Source organism: Microbulbifer maximicatervae (SeqCode) (assembly GCF_052467695.1).
Map to the genome: position 1 here is coordinate 3,774,136 of NZ_CP174320.1, position 17,693 is coordinate 3,791,828.

Annotated in this window: 14 protein-coding genes; 9 read left to right on the plus strand and 5 right to left on the minus strand. The window is 47.9% G+C overall.

Features of this window, described 5'->3' with window-relative positions; translation table 11 throughout:
* Positions 1-11: 11 nt before the first annotated feature.
* Both ACJJI8_RS16625 and phhA read right to left on the minus strand, forming a co-directional pair.
* Positions 12-482, minus strand: coding sequence for an Lrp/AsnC family transcriptional regulator (locus ACJJI8_RS16625; protein WP_108733441.1), 471 nt, complete (start codon positions 480-482; stop codon positions 12-14).
* Between the two features lie 268 nt (positions 483-750).
* Positions 751-1,554, minus strand: coding sequence for a phenylalanine 4-monooxygenase (phhA, locus tag ACJJI8_RS16630; RefSeq protein ID WP_108733440.1), 804 nt, complete (start codon positions 1,552-1,554; stop codon positions 751-753).
* Between the two features lie 112 nt (positions 1,555-1,666).
* Here phhA and ACJJI8_RS16635 point away from each other — a divergent pair, with 112 nt between their 5' ends.
* Positions 1,667-3,178, plus strand: a complete 1,512-nt coding sequence (locus ACJJI8_RS16635) for a TyrR/PhhR family helix-turn-helix DNA-binding protein (RefSeq protein WP_444933065.1) — start codon at positions 1,667-1,669, stop codon at positions 3,176-3,178.
* Positions 3,179-3,183: 5 nt separating this feature from the next.
* Here the strand turns inward: ACJJI8_RS16635 and ACJJI8_RS16640 are convergent, their stop codons facing one another.
* The gene (locus ACJJI8_RS16640) at positions 3,184-3,501 is read right to left on the minus strand and encodes an Mpo1-like protein (protein ID WP_444897123.1); all 318 of its coding nucleotides are present in this window, start codon (positions 3,499-3,501) and stop codon (positions 3,184-3,186) included.
* 140 nt (positions 3,502-3,641) lie between these two features.
* Here ACJJI8_RS16640 and ACJJI8_RS16645 point away from each other — a divergent pair, with 140 nt between their 5' ends.
* The 4 genes from ACJJI8_RS16645 to ACJJI8_RS16660 all read left to right on the plus strand — a co-directional run bounded on the left by ACJJI8_RS16645 (position 3,642) and on the right by ACJJI8_RS16660 (position 7,379).
* The gene (locus tag ACJJI8_RS16645; protein WP_444933066.1) at positions 3,642-4,865 is read left to right on the plus strand and encodes a CaiB/BaiF CoA transferase family protein; all 1,224 of its coding nucleotides are present in this window, start codon (positions 3,642-3,644) and stop codon (positions 4,863-4,865) included.
* A gap of 65 nt (positions 4,866-4,930) precedes the next feature.
* Positions 4,931-5,296: a VOC family protein gene (locus tag ACJJI8_RS16650; RefSeq protein WP_444933067.1), complete on the plus strand. Its 366-nt coding sequence runs from the start codon at positions 4,931-4,933 to the stop codon at positions 5,294-5,296.
* A gap of 307 nt (positions 5,297-5,603) precedes the next feature.
* Positions 5,604-6,491 carry an AraC family transcriptional regulator gene (locus ACJJI8_RS16655; RefSeq protein ID WP_444913636.1) on the plus strand — a complete coding sequence of 296 codons (888 nt, stop codon included), beginning with the start codon at positions 5,604-5,606 and terminating at the stop codon, positions 6,489-6,491.
* 504 nt (positions 6,492-6,995) lie between these two features.
* Positions 6,996-7,379: a hypothetical protein gene (locus ACJJI8_RS16660; RefSeq protein ID WP_444933068.1), complete on the plus strand. Its 384-nt coding sequence runs from the start codon at positions 6,996-6,998 to the stop codon at positions 7,377-7,379.
* Between the two features lie 197 nt (positions 7,380-7,576).
* On the opposite strand, the gene ACJJI8_RS16665 is transcribed toward ACJJI8_RS16660, so the two are convergent.
* Positions 7,577-8,398: an alpha/beta hydrolase gene (locus ACJJI8_RS16665; RefSeq protein ID WP_444913637.1), complete on the minus strand. Its 822-nt coding sequence runs from the start codon at positions 8,396-8,398 to the stop codon at positions 7,577-7,579.
* 558 nt (positions 8,399-8,956) lie between these two features.
* On the opposite strand from ACJJI8_RS16665, the gene ACJJI8_RS16670 reads away from it, so the two are divergent.
* The 4 genes from ACJJI8_RS16670 to ACJJI8_RS16685 all read left to right on the plus strand — a co-directional run bounded on the left by ACJJI8_RS16670 (position 8,957) and on the right by ACJJI8_RS16685 (position 15,130).
* Positions 8,957-9,649 (plus strand): TetR/AcrR family transcriptional regulator, encoded by a 693-nt coding sequence (locus ACJJI8_RS16670; RefSeq protein ID WP_444905407.1) that lies wholly within the window; start codon positions 8,957-8,959, stop codon positions 9,647-9,649.
* Entirely contained in the window at positions 9,639-11,000 is a 1,362-nt protein-coding gene (locus tag ACJJI8_RS16675; protein ID WP_444933069.1) for an efflux RND transporter periplasmic adaptor subunit, read from the plus strand. The genes ACJJI8_RS16670 and ACJJI8_RS16675 overlap by 11 nt, the downstream gene beginning before the upstream one ends.
* Entirely contained in the window at positions 10,997-14,134 is a 3,138-nt protein-coding gene (locus tag ACJJI8_RS16680) for an efflux RND transporter permease subunit (RefSeq protein ID WP_444933070.1), read from the plus strand. The genes ACJJI8_RS16675 and ACJJI8_RS16680 overlap by 4 nt, the downstream gene beginning before the upstream one ends.
* Positions 14,135-14,737: 603 nt before the next feature.
* Entirely contained in the window at positions 14,738-15,130 is a 393-nt protein-coding gene (locus ACJJI8_RS16685) for a DUF3224 domain-containing protein (protein ID WP_444913639.1), read from the plus strand.
* Between the two features lie 287 nt (positions 15,131-15,417).
* Here ACJJI8_RS16685 and ACJJI8_RS16690 read toward each other — a convergent pair whose 3' ends face one another.
* Positions 15,418-17,535 (minus strand): TonB-dependent siderophore receptor, encoded by a 2,118-nt coding sequence (locus tag ACJJI8_RS16690; protein WP_444933071.1) that lies wholly within the window; start codon positions 17,533-17,535, stop codon positions 15,418-15,420.
* Positions 17,536-17,693: the final 158 nt, after the last annotated feature.

Genomic DNA, 17,693 nt, shown 5'->3' on the forward strand with positions numbered 1-17,693 from the left:
GTGCTGAGACCTTATTCACCGGATGGAATCGGTAACTCGGTAGTGCTTTTGATCTGTTCCAAGGCAAAGTTGGAGACAATATCGCTGATGCCGACATGCCGGATTAACTCCTTGTAAAAGCGGTCGTAGGCCGTGATATCGCTAACTACCACTCGCAACAGGTAATCGTAGTCGCCTGCCATACGGTAGCAAGCCACTACCTCTGGCAGCTGTGCCATATGTTCGGCAAAGTTGTCGGCCCACTCCGGTGTGTGCTGGTCAGTTTTAACCTGGGCAAACACTGAGACCGGAAGTCCTAAAATCTCGGCATTAAGCAAGGCGACTTTGCGTCGAATGATGCCGCTCTTTTCCAGTTTCTGCACCCTGCGCCAGCATGGGGTTTTTGTCAGGCCCACACGCTCCGCCAGCTCCTCGATCGAAAGGCTGACGTCAGATTGCAGAATCGCAAGAAGTTTTCTATCAATCGCGTCAAGTGAGGACATAGTGCTATGCGCTCCCTATAAGGTAGGGGTTTTGTGTCCTTGCGCTGATTGCATTGCCTCCCTGGCTACCCCTAACGGTATTTGGGCGAGTGGGTGTGGGGGCTATTGGATGAAAGTCATCGAACTACCATCACACCTACTGCAGATACGATAGGCTCAGGGGGAGAGTGCTGGTAGTGGAATTTCCCTAGATGTGCAACGCTTCTGGGGGAGCTTTTTAGTAGAGGTAAGATTGGGCGGAAGTTGGCCGCCCAATCTTGAATGCAGATCAGGCTGCGTCTTTGGGCGGGAAGCGGGGTTCGAATAGTCCCAGCTCAATGGCCTCGCGGACCTTGGCCATAAGGTCAATTTCTGTCAGTTCCTGCAGCTGTTGCAAGCTGTTGAGAACATAGTAAATGGGTTGAACAATATCGATGCGATATGGGGTGCGCAGTGCGGTAACCGCGTCTAAATCGTAGCGCTCTGGTTGGTGACTCAGTGCGTAGAGTGTCTCTTTCGGGGAAGACAGAATGCCGCCACCGTAAATGCGCAAACCATCGTCGGTGTTCAGCAGGCCGAACTCCACTGTAAACCAATAGAGGCGGGCTAAATAGGCGCGCTCTTTAGGTGAGGCTTTAAGGCCCAGTTGTCCGTATTTTTGCGTGAAGTTTGCAAATGCTGGGTTGGTGAGCATGGCGCAGTGGCCAAAAATCTCGTGGAAGATGTCTGGTTCTTGCAGATAATCAAATTCTTCGGGAGTGCGTATAAAGGTAGCAACTGGGAATTTGCGATCCGCTAGAAGGCCGAAAAAGGTTTCGAAGCCGATAAGGGCGGGAACCCGGGCGACTTCCCAGCCAGTTTCCCTGCGCAGCACGCTGGAGATTTCTTCGAGCTGGGGGATGCGGTCTTTCGGTAGGTCCAACAGCTCCAGGCCGTGCATATATTCATCGCAGGCGCGGCCAGGTAAGACATCCAGTTGGCGTTCAATCAGACGCTGCCAAGTTTGGTGTTCAAGGTCGGTATACTCGATAAAGCCGTCTTCATTGGGCTCACGGGCAACGTACTTGCTTGCCTTCTTTGCTTCTTTCTTCATGAATGTCTCTCCTGCGGCTCGGTAGCTCTCGCTGATTCCCAGTGCCCAGCACCTGCCGCTGAACCTGTTGTTGTTATGTTTCGACCTCTATTTTTAGCCAGGCGTGCCCTTGGTGGGGAGAGGTAGCGGCGAGCTATTGCGCCTTCCGGGGAGTTCAAATTACACTTTCTGTAAATATTTCTTTACAGGTGACGCTGTGCGGGTAGAGATTACTTGTGCAAATCGTGTCGGCATTTTGCACGAAATAATGCAAATTTTCGGAAAATATCGGATAAATGTGACCTCTGGTGAGCTCGGGGGGGACAGTGGAGATAAGGTCTATCTGATAGCGCCCGGGATGCTTGCCACTCAATACCAGACTATCGAGAAGTCCCTGCACCAGGTTCCTGGAGTTAAGCGGGTGCGGAGGATCTCTCTATTGCCTCTGGAGCGACGTCATTTCGAGTTGGACACTTTGCTGAGTCATGTGACTGATCCGGTTCTTAGTGTGGATCGCGAGGGCAGGGTGGTCGCTGCGAATCTGGCAGCCGCAAGGGCTTTCGGTGTGAGCCTGGACAAGGTGCCAGGTCTACAGCTGCAGAGATTCCTGCCGCTTATGCAGGTCGCAGAATTACTGCGGGATTTTGCAGTACCTCGCTACGGACTGCCTCTGGTGGTAAGGGGGCAGAGTTTTCGTGTGGACTGGTCCCCGATCACTCTGGAGGGAAATCCCGGAGCGGTTGACTCACTGGCTGGGGCGGTACTGCGTTTACAGCCTTGGGATAGCAGCGAGTTTGTCACTGAGCTGCCAAGACCGATGGTGTTGTGGGATTTTGATTTGCGTCGAAGGAGTTGCCTCCAGTTACAGGACTTATCTGAACTCAGTGCACCTCTGTTGATACTGGGTGAGCGGGGCACAGGAAAGACAACGTTTGCCTGTGCGGTGCATTACCTCTCCCCGTCGGCCTCAAGGGCTGATTGCTATCGAATTATCCCACGTGACGGCACTATGCAGCTGCCTTCACATCTTCGTCGAACGGGTACTTTGATTCTTGAGGATATACATACTCTCAAAACAGAAGCTCAAGTTGATTTATTGAGAAAACTCCGCAATTTGCCGGCATCGCTGAGATTGGTGGCCACCGCTATTGATAGGGAATCTATTGCGCCGCCACTTGCACAGCTCTTTTCGTCGTTAGCGATGTCCTTGCCCCCGTTGCGAAATATGCGACCGGCTCTGCCGCGCTATGCCAGTACTTTAATGCGCCAGGAGTCTCCAGAGGCAAGTGAGCTCAATTTTGATCGCGAGGTGATGGAGTTGATCAAACTCCACGACTGGCCGGATAACTTCAACGGCCTCAGGGACTATTTAATGGCCGCATCCAGTCAATGCTTGATTAGAGGGGCTGCGTCGATCAGTTGTGCGGATGTGCCGGATTTAATGGTTAAGGCGGAACTTCCCTGGCGGGACTGGAGCCGTGGACTTACCTATAAGGAAATGATGGAGCAGCTGGAGAGGGCGTTGTTGGCGGACATTATCAAAGGTCACTCCTCAACCAGGGAGCTGGCTAAGGAGCTGGGTATTTCTCATACCGCTGTGGCCAACAAATTGCGGAAATACGGCTTGTCGGCCACTAAAAAATAGTTTGTTTAGCGTTCGATTCGCCCGATCAGCATATCTTTAAACATAACAAAGTCTCCGATAAAACTGTAGAACGGATACTTAAAGGTTGCCGGGCGGTTGTTTTCAAAGAAAAAGTGCCCGATCCATGCAAACCCATAGCCCGCGACAGGAGTAACTGCTAGCCACAACATATTGGAAGTTACTACAGCCGCAATTATTGTCGCGAACACCAGACTGGTGCCGAAGAAGTGCAGCCGACGACAGGTGAGGTTGCTATGTTCCTGTAAGTAGAATGGATAAAACTCGCGAAAAGATTCAAATTTTTGCGCTTCTATTGCGGCCATGCTGTGCCTCCTTATTTTTATTGCACAGTAAAGTATATGACGAATACCTAACCCGGCCAATCAAAGCACGGGCGCAAATTATCTGTTAGGCTGCCGCAAAAATATGCGGTTAACCCGCAAGTAAGCGATATGAGGAAGTTATGGCAGGTCCACTCGCACACTTAAAGGTACTCGATTTAAGTCGTATTCTCGCCGGACCCTGGGCTGGGCAGGTGTTTGCTGATTTTGGGGCTGAGGTTATTAAAGTAGAGCGCCCGGAGCGAGGGGATGACACTCGCCACTGGGGCCCTCCCTACCTAAAGGATGAGAAGGGAAATGACACTGCTGATGCCGCTTACTACCTAAGTGCCAATCGCGGAAAAAAATCAGTTACCGTAGATATCACTACTGAAGATGGCCAGGCCTTGATCAAGGAGATGGCAGCCCGATGCGATATTCTTCTTGAAAACTACAAAGTAGATGGGTTGAAAAAGTACGGCCTGGATTATGAATCCATCAAGGCGATCAATCCTGGTGTTATCTACTGCTCGATCACAGGTTTTGGGCAAACTGGCCCGTACAAAAATCGCGCAGGCTATGATGCGATGATCCAGGGGATGGGTGGCCTGATGAGTATTACCGGTGTGCCGGAAGGGCAACCGGGTGCGGGCCCGCAAAAGGTGGGGGTGGCAGTAGCCGACCTGATGACGGGGATGTACGCAGTATCTTCTGTATTGGCAGCTGTTGTTTACCGGCAGCATACGGGCGTTGGCCAGCATATCGACCTCGCCTTATTGGATACCCAGGTTTCATGGTTGGCTAACCAAGCTCAAAATTACCTTACCTCCGGTAAAAGCCCTGAGCGACAGGGTACCGGCCATCCCAATATTGTCCCCTATCAGGCGGTCCCTTCAAAAGACGGCTATTTTATGTTGGCAGTGGGTAATGATGACCAGTTTAAACGCTTCTGCGGAATCGCGGGTGTAGAAGAACTGGCAGAAAATCCTGCCTACGGGACTAACTCAGCGCGGGTAATGGCCCGTGAAGAATTGGTGCCGCAGATTGAAGCTGCGACTCGTAAGCACGAATCCGCTTGGTGGCTCCAGCATCTTAGTGATGCTCATGTTCCCTGTGGGCCTATCAACACATTGGAGGAGGTTTTTGCTGATCCTCAAGTGCAGGCTCGGGGTATGGTGGTTGAGCAGGATCATCCGGAAGCTGGAAAGGTGAAGACTGTGCGCAACCCCGTAATCTTCTCCGAGTCCGCACTCGACTACACTCAGGCGCCGCCAGTATTGGGTGAGCACACTGAGGAAGTATTGCGAGATTTGCTTGGTAAAAGTGACGAGCAAGTAGAAGAGTTGCGGAACAAGAGTATTGTGTAAGTTATAGACAGATAACTTGCTGATAATCAGGCACAAGGATGTGCCTTGTAAATTAGGGAAAACAGATGGAACTCGACCACGTCAATATTACTGCTCCTATGGAAACCCTAAAGCGGGTACGGGACTTCTATGCCCAGGTTCTCGGTCTGACCGAGGGTGAGAGGCCAAATTTCAAGCGTAATGGATTTTGGCTCTATGGCAATGGTAGGGCTATTTTGCATTTAATAGATGGTGAGGTGAGTGGTGACCAGCCTGAGAAACCCTACCTGGATCACATAGCTTTCCGTACAGATGAGCTTGAGCCGGTTAAGCAGCGTCTGGATGCGTTGGGAGTCGCCAATCACCTAATGGATGTGCCCGGACGCAATGTACGGCAATTGGTATTTTTTGATCCAGTAGGGAATAAGGTGGAAGTTAACGCGGTGGTGTAGCAACTTCTTGAAAGGTCTAGACATTCCTGCGAAGCCGCGCCTTGATTGTACCGCTCTGCATGCCAAAGATATCACGGAGTTGTTCAGAGGCTCCTTAAATTGTTTTATTCCTTTCAGAGGCTTTTGAGTCTCTTAGGTTTAGAAGATGCTTTGTAGAGTATGTTCTTTATAGCCCCTGGATTTAACTTGGTCCCCTGCCGGAGAAGCTATGGTAATCACTTCCGATTGGTCGTTTTCTCTGATTGAAAAGTTGATATGCTTCATGTTTTATTGCAAATGACTAGGTCCCTGATAAAGATAATAATTTATGCCAGATAGTGAAGAATCAGTTGTATTTAAAATACAAGGGAAAATGGTAATTGGTCAGCGTAAATTCAGGGCACCGTTAAGTTATCAAGACCGCTTGGTTGATGAGGCAAGGTTGGTTTACGTTATCAGTGGCTGTTCAACCCTGGTTTGCGGTGATGAAACCCTTACCTTGAGCCCAGGTGCCACTGTGCTAATGAAGACAGATAATTTTATTAATCAGTGGCATGAAGATGGACTAAACAATGAAATTAATTTCATCGGTTTTCGGCTAACGTCAGAGCTATTACAGCGACTCTACCCAAGTGGTATGCCTGATGCCTTTGGTAATAATGGCGAAAGTAGGACTGCTGTTAAGGAGGATAATAAGTCCATTAATCAGCCCCCCTCGGCTGAGCGCCTGCAGGAATCCGTACTGCTCTCCAATTATATGCGTAGCATAATTGACTATATCCAGCAGCCAGAAGTATTCAGTGAGCCACTGGTGGTATTAAAAGTTCGAGAATTAGTAGAGCTTATCCCCAGGATTGATAGTAGTGGAAGAGTCGCGAAGATGTTGGGGCAGTTGTTCATCAGGCAACAACCTAAGCTACAGGAAGTGGTGCAAGCTCACTTATACACCCCTCTTAAACTGGCGGATTTAGCTTTTCTATGCCATATGAGCGAGTCAACATTTACTCGTAAATTTAAGCAAGTCTATGGCAGTAGTGCCACGAAATATATTACCTCGAAACGGATGGAGAAAGCACAGCAGCTGATTCTCAATAGCGATCTTAGCCTGACTGAAGTTGCTTTGGAGTGTGGTTTTGATGAGCTTAGTTACTTCTCCCGGGTGTTCAAGCAACACTATCAAGTAGCCCCTTCCCAAATGCGTAAAAAGGCGATTTGACGGATTTGTACAAATCCTTGACTGGATGTTCCAAGTAAAGTGTTGGCTTGCTGGTTAATCTAGTCCTTGTCTTAACAGCGTACTTTTCTAACGATATGTCGTTATATTTAAACCCTCTTGTTATTGAGGGGCTAAAGAATGAATACATGCTCATTGCTGGTGCTAATGGTGATGTTGGTTTTACGTTTAGTCCGACGAGCATTAGTTATCGTCCTGGTGGTTTGATTAGAACCCTCCTGGGGCAAACTATAGCTGATACCGCTGAAGACTATAAACCAGTCACTTTTATTACTTGCTCATGTTTGCTGGAAGCCTGAATGCTAATCACTCTGCCCCCTGCGCAATCAAAAATAGTGAGACTTGATACAGTCAATTAGTAGCACTGCTTTGGTCTGTTATCCGGGCTAAGTGCCTCTTGAGGTCTCGCAGAAATGATAAGGAATTTTTCAGGGGATCTTTGAGTTCTCATTCTGTTCATTTAATCAACCAGATGGAATATTTAATATGATTCGTTTCGCACAATTTCTTTCCGGTATATTTGTACTTATATTGGGTTCGGCTGGCTTAGTGACCATGCTTTTCCCGGAAGTTATTAATGGTCCAGCAGGGTTTGATGCCACAACTAACTACGGTTTCACTAACCTACGTACTCTCGGTGCCCCCACGCTTAGCTTAGCGATCATTACGGCAATTGGTGCCTTTCGCAAAGAGTGGTTATTAATACTTCCTGCCTCGATGTACTTTCTATTTAATGGTTCTTCGCGGCTTATTTCTGTATTGGTTGAGGGCTACGAGCCAGTAATGCTGACTGGCTTGGTAGTGACATTTACACTATTTATTCTGTCTCAGGTGGCTGTGTACAACTTCCGTCGTGCAGCTTTGACGTAGGTTTAGAAAATGTAGGGTGTTGGCGGTGTTTACTGTAAATGTCACACCGCCTCTCTTTCAGAACGTCGCTGAAATGAGGTTGACGCTATGGTAATTGTGTACTTGATTGATGGTGAGGTAAGTGGTGTGTTGCTCCCGCAGGTTTTGTATTCTATTTCCTGAAACGAAAGCAACCAGTTTTAAATTGAAAAATGTTTCTAGTTTTTAGGGGCTTTGTCTGAAAACAGCTTTCCAAACGCATCGTAAACAGCAAGATGCAGAGTGTCACCATGGTCTAGTTGTTCAAAGTAGCCGAAGTGTATTTTTGTGTTGCTCTTCTTATTATCTAGCTTGTTGTATAGTGTTCGCGCTAGGCGCTCCATCACTTCCCCCTCTTTTCCAACTCCAATATAGATCTGTTTGTCCTCACAGCAGTCTTCAGGGATGCTTGTCAGAAGAGATTCTCCACTCCACCATAAGCTTGGGCTGATAATAATATAGTTGTCGAAAAGGTCCGTATGCTTTATCAGGATTTCTGTAGCTACAAGTCCTCCCAGAGACTGACCTATCAGTGTGGAATTTTCTTTTGTACGGAAATTGCTCGCAATAATGGGTTGAACCTCTTTGTCCAAAAAATCAATAAATTCCTTTGATCCGCCTGATGATGGAAATTCTTTTTGATCTAAAGCTATTTTGGATGGAAATGTATAGTCGCGTTTTCTATCAATATTTTCTATGCCTACAAGAATGGATTCTGGAAGCATATTAATCCATGAGAATGAGCCGAATTGGAGCACTCCCGCTATATGGATAAAGTCTTCGGATAAGGAGCCATCTAAAAGATAGATTACGGGGTAGTTTCTTTCAGGTTCACGATGGTAGCTCTCGGGTAAGTAGACATTTAAGGTGCGCTTTTCCTTTAATATCTTTGACTGAAAACTAATTGAGTCGCCAATTACCAGGGGAGAACTCTTAAGGTCTGTAGCCTTTGCGAAAGTAGCCATAAGAAAAAATGAGATGAGAGCCAAATACTTGACCATAAGTTATATGCCCTTTGAAGGTTAAATTATTCTTGAAATAGATAGGGTCTGTAGAATATTCATATTGAAACGGCCTAATACTAACATTGAGGAGGGTGTTGGTTGTAGTAATGCTTTATTTAAAGCTTAAAATTATTCATCACTCATCATTTATACAGAAAGTCTTGTTGGGATTGGCGTTCGGATATGGAAGAGGATGAGATTGCGACGTTTTTCTTCTGCTCTAGCTGAATGGCTTTCCTGGTTTCGCATTCAGGCCGCTTTAAGTAGAAATTTGGATATTTGGCCTGAAAATGTACCAATCTAAGTGGTTGGAATTTTCCCGGTAAGTACTGCTGAATTTAGTAAAGGTGGCCACTTGCAGGAGGTCAATTTTACAACCTATTTTGCTAGCCCCGTCAAACCCTTGATCATTGGCACGTATTGCGTCCCGAGATGCTTAGCTTGTGAATCAGAAATTAACCCGGCACAACCTGACTGACTGGTCGGATTATGGGGTTGTTGCATGGGTGTAATTCCTATTTAATTAATCAGCTGATTAATTAAGGGTAAATGCCTGTGACTGACAATCCATCCACTCGAGGCCGCGGGCGCCCAAAAGATCCTGAGCGTGAATCCCAGGTGCGTGAGGCACTTATGCACTCAGCCTACTCTCTACTTCGGAATAAGGCCTTCCGTGATATTTCGATTCGGGAGATTGCTCAGGGAGCAGGGGTGAATTCTGCGATGATCAGTTACCACTTTGGCGGTAAGGAGGGGCTAATTATCGAGGTGGTTCGGAGCCAAATCATGCAGTATGGCCCCGCGTTTGTTAGTGCAGGGCTGGATGGAGGGGAGCCCTCTTTAGAGTTGCTGAAAGAAGCAATGAGTCGAATGATACGCCTATACATCAAGGAGCCCTGGATTCCGCGCCTGATTGCTGATGAAGTGGCTTCCAAATCTGGTCGAATGCGCGAACTCTTTGTTGACAGGTTAGCCTCACAACTGGTGCCAAAGCTGCGCGGGTTGCTGGGAATTCTCCAATCCAGCGGCCAGTTGCGAGAGGACCTGGATATTGACCTGATGCCAGTCTCTTTTATCAGTCTGATTGCCTTTCCCTTCATCGCTGGCGACCCCTTGAAGGAGGGGTTTGGCTTTGCTCTGGGGGAGGAAAACCGGGAGAGATGGATTAACCATACCGTTCAACTCTTACTCCGTGGCGTTTCCAATAAATCTGTGACCAAAGGCGAGGAAGTCGGCAATGGAAATTAAGACTCATATGAAAGCACTGATGAATCGCCGGCTGGCATTACCAGCTTTGATAGCGGCGGGGGTGTTTATATCTATGGCATTGGTCGTCACTAAAGGTGAGCCTAAACACGATGCTATTGAGGCTCCTATAACGGTGGTAGACGCAATTAAAGTGCAGGAGTTACCGCTGCGAGCTCAAGCTATTGCATATGGTGAGGTGAAACCCAGTACTTTCCTGGAAGCCAATGCAGAAGTCAGTGGTAGGGTGGTGTATACAGCTCCGGAATTGGAGCGGGGAAATATTATCTCTGCCGGTACACTGGTGTTGAAGATCGATGATACCAGCTACCAGCTTGCCCTGGCGCAGGCTGAAAGTGACTTGGCTGCAAATCGCGCTAACTTGCAAGAGCTGGACGTGGAAGAGGCCAATAGTAAACGCTCTTTGGACATCGCCGAGCGCACCCTCAAATTGGGTGAGAAAGAACTCGCTCGCAAGCAAAAGTTAGTTGCCAAGGGAACCGTCTCCCGCTCGACCGTAGATACTGAAGAGCAAAATATGCTGCGTTTGCGCCAGGAAGTGCAGAACCAGAGCAGCCAGCTCTCCCTTTTCCCGACCCGCCGTAAAGTGATTGAAGCCCAGATAGCTCGCTCAGAAGCTCAGGTACGGGACAGTAAATACAACCTGGAGCGCACCCAGGTGATCCTGCCATTTAATGCTCGTATTGGCGAAGTTCATGTTGAAGAAAACCAATATGTTGCTGGCAATGCCCGTTTATTTGATGCAAGCGGCCTTGCCCAAGTAGAAATTGCAGCAGAGCTTCCTATGGTTCATGTGGCTCCACTTTTGCGCAATTTAAGGCCTGGCATCGATTCCAATCCGACTCCTGATGATCTACCCAAAATGTTGTTAGGGCTGGAAGCTCGGATCACCCTGGTGGGTGGCCCGGGGAATAGTGAGTGGCAGGGGAGGGTAGTGCGCTTGGGTGGAACCCTGGATAGCACCAGTCGAACACTCTCCGTTGTTGTAGCTGTGGATGACCCCTACGGCAAAGCGGTGACCGGTGAAAAACCACCGCTATTTCGCGGTATGTATGCTCGTGTAGAGTTATTGGCTCCCGCCGCACCAGCACTCGCCATACCCCGCCGTGCCCTCCATGAAGGCAAGGTTTATCTGGTAGAAAATGGTCAACTAAGAGTGCGCCCCGTACAGATTGACTACCACCAAGGCGACACCACTGTGATCCGCGAGGGATTGAATCCCGGTGAGCAGGTTATTGTGACTGATGTAATTCCTGCGATTAATGGAATGGCAGTTTCCGTCGTCAGTGATGAGCAATCCGTTGCGGCGAGTGCTAGAGGTACCCAGCAGTGATACGTTATTTTGCCGGTCACCCAACGGCGGCCAATTTATTGATGGTTGCGCTGATGCTAAGCGGGCTTTTTGTTCTGCCCAGCATGAAGCGTGAAACAATGCCGGAAGTCGATAAGTTTGAGGTTCAGGTTTCGGTACCTTATGCCGGCGCTGCGGCAGCCGAAGTGGAAGATAGTATTTGTCTTCCCTTGGAAGAGGCCACCGATGGAATCAGCTTTATTGATGAGCGATTGTGTGAGGCAAAAGATAATCTGGGCCTGATGACCCTCAAGATGCAAGAAGCGGGTGATATGGACCAGTTTGTTGCTGATGTGGAGTCCGCAGTAGACAGTATCGATTCGCTTCCTGCAGAAAGCGAGCGCCCGGTGATCGAAGAACTGGGCCGCACTCAGGGGGTGGTTAGTATTGCTATCAGTGCTGACCTTCCTTTGCCCCAATTAAACCAGCTGGCGGAGCACTACCGCCGCGAATTACTCCGCGATCCCGCTATTCCTATTGTGCGCATTTCCGGTTTTTCTGACCACCAGCTTCAGATTGAAGTTTCAGATTATAACTTGCGCCAGTACGGACTCAGCGTGATGGACCTGGCTAATATTATTGACCAGCAAGCGATCGACATGCCCGCCGGCAAGGTATCCACGCCGGATCGAGAATACCAGGTGCGTTTTACCGAAGAGCGCCGCACGGTTGCAGAATTGGAAAACCTGGTGGTGATTAAAGGTGGTGATGTAGCGGAAGTTCGACTTGGGGATATTGCAAAAATTTACGATGACTTTGAGCTGGCTGAAGACAAAATTATTTTTGACGGTCATCGTGCAGCGCTTCTCAATGTCGAGAAGAATAGTGTGGATGATAGCTTGCGTGTGCTTGAAGCCGTACGCGACTTTGTCGACCGTGAAAATGAAAATCTGCCTGAGGGTATGAAACTCACTCTAACCCAAGACAGCGCCTCTATCGTTGCGGATCGCTTGCAGATGATTATGGCTAACGCCTGGCAGGGCCTGATTTTGGTAGCGCTGGCTCTCTATCTGTTTTTCAGTGGCCGCTATGTCTTTTGGGTGGTCATGGGCTTGCCAGTTTCATTCCTGGGTTCGTTTGCACTGATCACGGCCATGGGCGTGTCCATTAATATGATCAGCCTGGTGGGACTGTTGATTGCCATTGGTATCCTGATGGATGACGCCATTGTGTTATCGGAGAGTATTGCCAGTGAACACCGAGAGGGAAGGTCGCCGTTGGAAGCGGTTATCAATGGCACCAAGCGGGTGGCTCGTGGAGTGCTGTCTTCATTCGCAACTACGGTAATGGTGTTTGGAGGGTTGATCTTTATTAAGGGGGATATGGGGCAGGTCCTCAAGGTGCTCCCCATTGTATTGATTTCTGTATTGCTCATTAGTCTGATCGAGGCTTTCCTGATTTTGCCGGCACACTTGCGTCATGCCCTTGAGCATAAAAGTCGGACCCCCGCCTGGAAGCAGGCTTTTGCCAAACGTTTTGATGGTTGGCGAGAAAATATGGGGCGCGCAGCAGATTGGGCTGTTAAATATCGCTATGCCTTTGTCGGGGGTGTATTTGGCTTGTTCCTGGTCACTATTAGTTTGATGACATCGGGGATCGTCAAGTTTCAGGGGTTTCCCACCTTGGAGGGCGATTTATTGCAAGCTCGGATCTTAATGCCTCAAGGCACGTCTTTGGTCGATATGGAGAAATTAGTCGATAAGCAGTTGAAGACGTTGGATCAAGTTGCCTCAGAGTTTTCTGAAAATGAAAGAGCACCTTTGGTAAACCATACGAGTGTCACTTTTGGTGTTAACGGAGATGCCTTTGAATCGGGGCCCCATGTGGCCACAATTAATGTCGATCTGCTTGCCGCTGAAGGCCGCAATACCAGCATGGATGAATTGCGCCATGCTTGGCGTGAGGCTGCCGGCGACACACCAGGGGCAATCGCTATTCTTTATAAAGAACCGGCCTTAGGCCCTGCCGGCCGTGCTATCCACTTGCGACTTGCCGGTTTGGAGTTGGATCAGCTAAAGGCAGCGTCCATTCGCTTGCAGAATTGGTTGCGTGGATACGACGGCGTAGTGAATGTGGTGGATGACTTGCGTCCTGGCAAGCCGCAACTCACTGTCAAAATGCGTGAAGGCGCTTATGCCTCTGGCCTGGACGCCAGCAATGTCGCTAATCAGTTACGAGCTGCTTACCAGGGGATGGAGATAGATGAAATTCAATATCGGGGGGAAACCTACGAGATTCAGGTTCGTATGGATGCAAATTCCCGCGGTGCACTGAGCCGTTTCGATGAATTAGTCATTATCCATCCAGCTACCAAGCAACGAGTTCCGCTGATTGCCGTTGCCGATATAGAAATGAATCGGGAGTATGCGCGAATTCAACGTATTGACGGCGAGCGGGTAGTAAGTGTGTTTGCTGATGTCTTCACTGAGAAAGCGAATGCTGGACAGGTACTAGGTGACACCCAGGAGAAGTTCCTGTCTGAGCTTACCCGTGAGTTCCCAGGATTGCGCGTTGATATGCAAGGGGAAATGAAAAATAGTGAGGTTACAGGTAAGTCCATTGGTCGCGCCCTGTTAATAGGTGCCATTGGTATCTACCTTCTCCTATCCATGCAATTCCGCAGCTATGTGGAGCCGTTGATTGTATTGGTGGCTATTCCTTTGGCGCTGATTGGTGTTATCTGGGGGCACCTGATCATGGGGCAGAATATGTCTATGCCAAGCATGATGGGTTTTGTCTCTCTCGCCGGAATTGTGGTCAATGACTCAATATTGTTAGTGGAGTTTGTGAAGCGGCGAGTGCGTGAAGGAATGGATGTGCATAGCGCGGCGAGCCAAGCCAGCCGCGATCGTTTCCGAGCCATCTTCCTTACCTCGCTGACCACAGTTGCAGGCCTGTTGCCACTGTTATTTGAAACCAGTCTGCAGGCACAGGTGTTGGTGCCGCTTGTTACCAGTATTGTATTTGGTATCAGCAGTTCTACTATTCTGATCCTTCTGGTGCTACCGGCGCTCTACGGAATACTGGAGGACTTTGGGTTTACTGAACCTCAAGAAGAGAGTGATGGCGAAGACGTATTAGTACCGGCGCCTATGGCAACTGCGCCAAGTAGTTGATCGTTTTATGTGAAGGGAAGCTGGTTTCCTGGAATATGCCTAGCTTATTACACCTAATAATGGTGCTAATAAGTTAGGCAGTAAGTGTTTTGGGCTAATCAATCCACAGATCTACGATCTATCGTTTTGCCAATACTAGTGTAGAAAAAATAATAACTCATAGTCTCCAAAATAGTTTTGGGGGCATCGTCATTTCGGCTTTGCTTCACTGAACTCTTGTAATCCCGTTTTACCGATTTCTTTAATTTCTCTCTGTGTAGAATCGACAAGCGTATTTCCACCTGGTCCCAAATAATAATGAACTATATTCTCGACGAGATTGGAAGTGCTAAAAGCCCATACTGCTTCGGTGGGTTCCAATATTTCTCGCTTATGTCTCTTAACCGCTTAATGGACATTAGTACTTTTGAGTGTTAATTGCGCACCTTCATAAACATCTCAACCCATAGTCACTTACTATGCTATCTTGGGTGTATAAATATACAGTTTTGTATATTAAAATGGAAAACCGATAAGTAGCACTTTAGACTCCCTTAGAGCCTAAGTTGTTACTGGTAAAGCCAGACACGTACTACTTCAATCTAAATTCGCAAAGGAGCAAATATGAAAATTTCAGGAAAGTTCGAGGTTACTGTAAAGCCGATGGATCCGTATGCGAAAGGTAGTGAAGGAAACAGCTTGGGGCGTATGTCAATTAATAAAGTCTTTTACGGTGATCTTTCAGGAGAAAGTCGAGGAGAAATGCTAAGTGCAATGACTCCTGTAAAAGGATCTGCGGGGTATGTAGCCATAGAGCAAGTTGCCGGTACTCTAGGTGGTAAGCGAGGCACGTTTGTTTTACAGCACTTTGGGATCATGAAGAAGGGAGAGGACTTCCTTATTTTAGAAGTTGTGCCTGATTCTGGCACTGGAGAACTAGTGGGAATCTCTGGGAAAATGTCTATTCAGATGGATGGTGGAGTTCATTACTACGACCTTGAATACCAACTTGATTAATCGTAGTTTTTGCCTGTATAGCGTCAGGGAAAGATTGTTCGATCGAAATTTATATGGCCTGTGCTCGTCTTGATTGAAGGTGCTACCTCGGATTGAATATTTGCTAATAGAAATTCAATCTGGGGGATCAGTGTCATTTTCATAATATCTAAGTTTAGAAGAAGGGCTGAATAGGTGGGTAAGTCTGCGGGAATATATTGATGAGTGTATCGCCAAAGAACTTCCTTTCTGTATAGAACAAGATGGTATCGCCAGTGGAAATCCGCTGACGATAAATTGCTGGGTCGCTAAAAGTCATAGGATAGCTGGGCGATTAGCTCTCGTGGTTGGCCGGGAAAATGTCCTTGCCGCTCATTAAAACCGCTCACTGCATACGTTTTATTCAAAAGGTTTTTTACGTTGATACTCAGCTGAATATCATCCCAGCGAGTTGCCCAGCTGGCATCGAGTACAGTGTAGGCCTTTACTTTTTGATCATCGAAGCTTATTTGATCGCTCACATAGTCGGCACCAATAGCAAATGCTGAATCCCATATACTGAGGTCATAGCGGGCCCACAAGCCTGCTTGGTGCTTGGGTGCATTTACGAACTGACCTGAGTCTGACACATTGCGTGAGTCACCCTCAGCGATATACGTATCGTTGTACGCATAATTAGCTGTTATGCTGAGTCTCTGAGTTATGTCACCGACTAAGGTGAACTCGCTTCCACCACTTTGAACCTGCCCGAGGTTGATAATTTCGGCTTCATTCGGGGTCTCATCGGCACTGATATAGGCGGGGTTACTTTGGGCCATATTTGCTTTTTTTATCTGATAGAAGGCTAGAGTGGTCAGGAAACGCCCATCCAGCCATTCCTTCTTCACACCAATCTCCACTTGACTGCCAGTACTGGGTTCAAGCTCCTCGGCGCCGCCCTCAAAGTCGTCTGCGCTCACCGGATTAAAGCTCTGGGAGTAATTTGCATAGAGGGATAGTGTATCTACGGGCTTATAAGTGATGCCTGTACGGTAGCTTGCATCATTATCTTTGTAGCTATTGCCGCTTTCTTTTTCAGTTTCGTCGAACTGATCAAGGCGCGCACCTATCATCCAGAACCACTGATTGGTCAATTCCACAGTATCCTGGATATAAATGCTGGTACGGATGCTGGCCGTACCATCCTTATTCATATTGATAAGGTTGTAAGTTGACGGGTCAGTTATCCCGTAGTTGAGTTCGTAGATGTTGAGGTTTGTAACACCGTCTGCTCCAGGGCGCGCTCGCCAATAGTCATATTTTGTATCAACATCATGATAGTCACCACCAAGCAAAATCTGATGATTCATACCTGAAATGTCTGTGTCATACACAAAGTCCAAAGTAAGGCTCAGCTCTTCATTTGCCCGGTACTGATCGCGGTACTCACGGCGGATGGTTCCATCTTCAGTATTGGCCGTTCCATCACCATTGATGTCTACCCAACCGCGCGATTCGTGATAAGCCTGCTCCCTTTCATTTTCCATGTAACGCACTGTTGCGTTAAAGTTCAGGCTATCTGTCAGCTTATGCTTGACTTTGGTTCGTAGAACCAAGGCTTTTAGGTTTTGATAATCAGATTTTTCGTTGGTGTTGTAGGAAGGATCCACCAAGAATTTCCCGTCATCATTAACGGGCACGCCGCGCAGGCGGTTACCGCCTAGATTTTGTTCTATGTGCTCGAAGGTGGTTGTCAGTTGAGTGTCTTCTGAGAGGTCAAATAGTAGTCCCCCAGCAAGTTCAATGTTCTCGCTGTTCGCATTATTGCGAAAGCTATCTTGAGATTCATAGAAGCCTCCTAAACGATAGGCGATATTTCCAGTTACACTGCCTGTTAGCTCGATAGAAGCTCCTTTAAGCGATTCGCTTCCGGAGGTGACTGTTAATTCACGGCGCTCATCGAAGGTTGGCCTCTTGGAGGTGTAGTTAATCATCCCTCCGGGCTCGCCGCCGCCATAGAGGGCGGAGGATGGCCCTTTTAGTACCTCGATGCGCGCTACATTTGATACTTGAGGAACACTAAACCCCGAATAGGGATCGCCGCGGACTCCATCGTAAAATATATTTTTATTGTCTCGAAATCCCCGAAATGTGACTCCGGAATAGCTGAATTCACTAACTCCTGCGATGGAGCGGTACAAGTCAGTGATATCGCGGGCAGCCTGGTCTTCAATAAGCTGTTCACTTAGTACCTGAGCAGACATCGCAATATTTAATAAGTCTGCGTCTGCTTTAGTTCCAACTTGTGTATGAGAGTCCAGATAAAATTGTTGGGCTCTACCAATAACTTCAACTTCTTCTACCGTTTGAGTTACTTCCTGGGCAGACACCAACGCAGCAGGGGCTAGTGAGGCCCATACTGCCAAGTTGAGTTGTTGAGGGTACATATTGATAGAATTCCGTACAAATAGGGTCGATTATAATTGATAATGGCTGTCATTTTTGAGATGTAGTAATAAATGTGAAGCAGTCGCAGGAAGCTAAAAAGCTATTGTGTCGATTAGAGGGTAGGCAGGAATAGTTGATAGCTGAGAACCCTAGCTTT

Excerpts from the sequence above, each read along its gene's own strand:
- ACJJI8_RS16685 (WP_444913639.1), top strand. The coding sequence starts at position 14,738 with ATGAAAATTTCAGGAAAGTTCGAGGTTACTGTAAAGCCGATGGATCCG.
- ACJJI8_RS16690 (WP_444933071.1), bottom strand. The coding sequence starts at position 17,535 with ATGTACCCTCAACAACTCAACTTGGCAGTATGGGCCTCACTAGCCCCT.
- ACJJI8_RS16655 (WP_444913636.1), top strand. The coding sequence starts at position 5,604 with ATGCCAGATAGTGAAGAATCAGTTGTATTTAAAATACAAGGGAAAATG.
- ACJJI8_RS16625 (WP_108733441.1), bottom strand. The coding sequence starts at position 482 with ATGTCCTCACTTGACGCGATTGATAGAAAACTTCTTGCGATTCTGCAA.
- ACJJI8_RS16675 (WP_444933069.1), top strand. The coding sequence starts at position 9,639 with ATGGAAATTAAGACTCATATGAAAGCACTGATGAATCGCCGGCTGGCA.
- ACJJI8_RS16650 (WP_444933067.1), top strand. The coding sequence starts at position 4,931 with ATGGAACTCGACCACGTCAATATTACTGCTCCTATGGAAACCCTAAAG.
- ACJJI8_RS16640 (WP_444897123.1), bottom strand. The coding sequence starts at position 3,501 with ATGGCCGCAATAGAAGCGCAAAAATTTGAATCTTTTCGCGAGTTTTAT.
- ACJJI8_RS16665 (WP_444913637.1), bottom strand. The coding sequence starts at position 8,398 with ATGGTCAAGTATTTGGCTCTCATCTCATTTTTTCTTATGGCTACTTTC.
- phhA (WP_108733440.1), bottom strand. The coding sequence starts at position 1,554 with ATGAAGAAAGAAGCAAAGAAGGCAAGCAAGTACGTTGCCCGTGAGCCC.
- ACJJI8_RS16660 (WP_444933068.1), top strand. The coding sequence starts at position 6,996 with ATGATTCGTTTCGCACAATTTCTTTCCGGTATATTTGTACTTATATTG.
- ACJJI8_RS16645 (WP_444933066.1), top strand. The coding sequence starts at position 3,642 with ATGGCAGGTCCACTCGCACACTTAAAGGTACTCGATTTAAGTCGTATT.